The sequence below is a fragment of the Teichococcus deserti genome, assembly GCF_001982615.1.
Lineage (GTDB): Bacteria > Pseudomonadota > Alphaproteobacteria > Acetobacterales > Acetobacteraceae > Pseudoroseomonas > Pseudoroseomonas deserti.
Genome location: NZ_MLCO01000403.1, coordinates 1 through 3866, shown reverse-complemented (window position 1 = coordinate 3866; position 3866 = coordinate 1). Strand labels below are relative to the sequence as shown.

4 protein-coding genes and 1 other RNA gene are annotated in these 3866 nt (G+C 71.5%); all 5 read right to left on the bottom strand.

Annotated features, from left to right (window positions below):
- The coding region (gene ftsL, locus BKE38_RS28080) for a cell division protein FtsL (protein ID WP_420014344.1) at positions 1-679 on the bottom strand (679 nt) is incomplete at its 3' end.
- Positions 679-1662, bottom strand: coding sequence for a 16S rRNA (cytosine(1402)-N(4))-methyltransferase RsmH (gene rsmH / locus BKE38_RS28075; RefSeq protein ID WP_076960451.1), 984 nt, complete (start codon positions 1660-1662; stop codon positions 679-681). The genes ftsL and rsmH, both read right to left, overlap by 1 nt.
- Positions 1659-2132 (bottom strand): division/cell wall cluster transcriptional repressor MraZ, encoded by a 474-nt coding sequence (gene mraZ / locus BKE38_RS28070; protein ID WP_076960450.1) that lies wholly within the window; start codon positions 2130-2132, stop codon positions 1659-1661. The genes rsmH and mraZ overlap by 4 nt, the downstream gene beginning before the upstream one ends.
- 287 nt (positions 2133-2419) lie before the next feature.
- Positions 2420-2834, bottom strand: an RNA gene (gene rnpB / locus BKE38_RS28065) — RNase P RNA component class A.
- A gap of 299 nt (positions 2835-3133) precedes the next feature.
- Complete coding sequence (locus tag BKE38_RS28060; RefSeq protein WP_242662605.1) at positions 3134-3847, bottom strand: N-acetylmuramoyl-L-alanine amidase; 714 nt, start codon at positions 3845-3847, stop codon at positions 3134-3136.
- Positions 3848-3866 lie beyond the last annotated feature (19 nt).

Genomic DNA, 3866 nt, shown 5'->3' with positions numbered 1-3866 from the left:
GCGAGACGGTGGCGCGCGGCTCGGGGCGCGGCTCCGGCCGGGGCTCGGCGCGCTCGACGGCGCGCGCTTCCTGCCGGGCTTCGGGGCGCGGCTCGGGGCGGGACGCCGGGGCATGCACCACGCGCGGCTCGGCGCGGGCCTCCTGGCGCGGTTCCGGACGCGGCTCCGGGCGGGGCTCGGCACGGGCGACGCGCACCGGCTCGGGGCGGGAGTCGACATGCGGCGCGGCGGCGGCGACGGCGCGGGCCGCCGGCATGGCGACGGCGACCGCGGCCGGGGCGGCGACCGCGGCGCCGGCGACCAGCGCCTGCACCGCCTGGCCGCCCGGCGTGGCATTGGCCACCGCCGTGTTCGGCGCCGAGCCGAACAGGCTGACCGGGCCGGCGAAGGCGACGGCCTGCGGCAGGCGGCGCTCCAGATCGGCCATGCGCAGGAACTGCGCCGGCGCCATGGTCTCCAGCGGCAGGTGCTGCTTGGTCACCTGGCGCAGCCGCTCCGGCTCGTTCAGCAGGGCCCATTCGGCGCGCAGCACCTGGCTGCGCTCGCGCGCCACCTCGATGCGCTTGTTCACGTCGCGCAGCTCGCGGTCCAGCTGGGTGGCGACCTCCTCGGCCCGGTAGACGTGCCAGCCGACCAGGCTGAAGGCGGCGATGGCAAGCACGGTCAGGGGGCGGAACATCAGGCCGTCTCCAGTTTCTCAAGCGCCCGAAGCCGGGCGGAGCGGGCGCGCGGATTGACCGAGAGTTCGGCCTCCCCGGGACGCTGGGCATTGTTCGTGACAAGGCGGAAGGCGGCCTGACGGTGGCCGCCGAGCAGCGCCGAAGGGTCGTGGCGCGAGGTGCCGGGGGCGCGGCCGGCGGCGGCCTGCATGAAGCGCTTGACGATGCGGTCTTCCAGCGAATGGAAGGCGACCACCACCAGCCGCCCGCCGGGCGCCAGCAGCGAAGCCGCGGCGGCCAGGCCGCGCTCGACCTCGCCGAGCTCGTCATTGACCTTCAGCCGCAGCGCCTGGAAGGAGCGGGTGGCGCTGTCGATGCCGGAAGGATCGCGCGGCATCACCGAATGGATGACGGAGCGCAGCCGGCCGGTGGTCTCGATCGCCGCCTCCTTGCGGGCGGCGACGATGGCGCGGGCGATCCGGCGCGAATGCCGTTCCTCGCCAAGCTCCCAGAGGATGGTGGCGATCTCGGCCTCGGGCAGGCGGTTCACCAGATCGGCGGCCGAAGGGCCCGCCTTTTCCATCCGCATGTCCAGCGGGCCGTCGAATCTGAAAGAAAAACCGCGCTCGGCCTGGTCGAGCTGGAAGGAGGAGACGCCGAGATCCAGCACCACGCCGTCGAGCTGCGTCACGCCGCGCTCGGCCATGAGCCCGGCCATTTCGCCGAAGCGGCCCTCGACCAGCTGCAGCCGCGGCGCGAAGGCGGCGACCAGCGGCGCGCCGCGGGCGATGGCGTCGGGGTCGCGGTCGGTGGCGTAGAGGGTGCAGCCGGCCGCCTGCAGGATGGCGCGGGCATAGCCGCCGCCGCCGAAGGTGCCGTCCAGATAGGTGGCGCCGTCGCGCGGGGCGAGGGCGTGGAGCACCTCGGCCAGCATCACCGGCAGGTGGCCGGGATTGGGCCCGGGATCGGCGGCGACGACGGGGCTCAGGACGGGATCGGTCATTCGGCCGCTCCCGCACGGGCCGGCGCGGCGCCGGGCAGGGTCAGGCCGCGCTCGCGGGCGCGGGCCCGGGCTTCCTCGGTGCGGCGCTTGGCGGCGGCCGGCTCCCAGAGCTGGAAGATGCGGCCGAGGCCCACGAAAGCGATGGTCTCGCCCAGGCCGGCATGGGCGATGAGCTCCTCGGGCAGCATGATCCGGCCTTCACCATCGGGACGCATCGGCCAGGCATCGGCGAAGAGGGCCGCCGCCATGTCGTCCTGCGCGTCGGAAAAGATGTCGTAATTGTCGAGGCCGCCGCTCATCGCCTCGAAGGCCGGCAGCGGCCAGGCCTCCACGCAGGCCATGCGGTGGGAAGGCCGAAGGACGACCTCCTCGGTGCCCAGCCGGGTCAGCTCCGCACGAAAGGGCGCAGGGACGGAAACCCGTCCCTTGCGGTCCAGCCGATTGGTGTGAGTTCCCATGAACCGGGTCATCGATGCCGCCCTGTCCCCCTGCGGCGGTGATCAAGCCAACGATCGGGGAAGCGGCCGGCGGGGCCCCCCGACCCCGCCAGCTCACCCGACCATCCCCTAAACCGACCCTTCGCCCCCCCGAGCTCCGGATCGTTCATGGGATGCCATGGGATATCATGGGTTCTCTCTGGGCAGCAAGGGTAAAACCCCGCGAAAGGCCCAGGTCAAAAGCTGATAAAACAGGAATCTAGCGCGTGGAGTGCCACAACGGTGTCATCACTGTTGGGTTTGTGAGGAAATCGGGGAAAAGCGTCAGACGGCCTGTAAGCCGGGTTCTGTCCACCCTGCCGGCAATGCCGTCAGGATGAGGCGACCATTCCTCTGGGACATGCCTCGCGGCATGCCTCTCGCGGCCAACCCGGGTGGCAGGACGGGAAACGTCCCCGCGGTCGAGTCCCTTGCAGGACTTCCGCCGGCCACCCCTATTCGGCCTTGCTCCCGGTGGGGTTTACCGTGCCGCCCCTGTTGCCAGGGGCGCGGTGCGCTCTTACCGCACCGTTTCACCCTTACCAGCGCGGCAAGCCGGGCTGGCGGTCTGATTTCTGTGGCACTTTCCCTGAGGTCGCCCTCGCTGGCCGTTGACCAGCACCGTATTCCCGTGGAGCCCGGACTTTCCTCCAGCCCTGGAACCAGTCCAGGACCAGCGGCCGCCCGGCCGTCTGACGCGACGCGCCATGTGCGCTGTCGGCAGGGACGCGTCAATGGGAAAACTCTGGGATTTCAGGGATGAGAAGAATTGGAAGGCTAGGGGAAGAATGAATTCTTCCCCCAGACCCCCATCATTCTTTTCTGTTAACGGCCATGGCAGGTCCAGCGCCATGACTGCAACCGGTACCAGGGCGCCGCGGCGTTTATTGCATGCGATTCTTGCGGCAGGCAGCGTCCCGCGGGAAACCCGGGCGCGGCAGCACGGACAGAAAGAAGAAGGGGTCCAGGGGAATTCATTCCCCTGGCCTTCGGCCTTACTTCTCCGACAGCTCCGCCACCGCCTGCAGCCGCAGCAGCGTCCCCGCATCCGCGCGCCCGGTGATGGCGTCCTGGCGCCAGTGGCGCTGGAAGGCGGTCAGCACGGTCGGCAGGTCCACGCCGTCCAGCGGGAAGCCGATTCGCCTCAGCAAGGCCGCCGCTCGGGCCTCGCCATCCGGGACGGCGGAGAGGTCGCGGCCATCGATCGCGGGCCAGAGGCCGATGCCCAGGCTGGCCAGCCCCTGCCAGTCGAACAGCTCGCCCGGGTCTTCCTTGCGGTCGGGGGCGATGTCGCTGTGGGCGACCACGTTGCGCGGCGGAATCGGATGGCGGCCGAGGATCTCCAGGCAGAGCTCGGCGACGGCCGCCATCTGCAGCGCCGGGAAGGGGCGGTAGCCCCATTCATGGCCGGGATTGACGATCTCGATGCCGATGCTGCGGGCGTTCAGCAGGCTGTGGCCGCGCCAGAAGGAGGCGCCGGCATGCCAGGCGCGGCGCTCTTCCGGCACCAGGCGCCAGACCAGCCCGTCCTCCTCCACCAGGTAGTGGCAGGAGACCGGGCGCAGCGGCGCCGGCGGCGCCGGGTCGCAGAGCCGGTCCAGCGCCTCGGCGGCCGACTTCATGCCGGTGTAGTGCAGCACCAGCATGTCGATCGGCGTGGCCTCGGGCCGGGCGTCGTGGTTCGGGCTGGGGCGGTCGCGGCAGGGCAGGGCGGGCGGGGACTCGGGG

Excerpts from the sequence above, each read along its gene's own strand:
- rsmH (WP_076960451.1), bottom strand. The coding sequence starts at position 1,662 with ATGACCGATCCCGTCCTGAGCCCCGTCGTCGCCGCCGATCCCGGGCCC.
- mraZ (WP_076960450.1), bottom strand. The coding sequence starts at position 2,132 with ATGACCCGGTTCATGGGAACTCACACCAATCGGCTGGACCGCAAGGGA.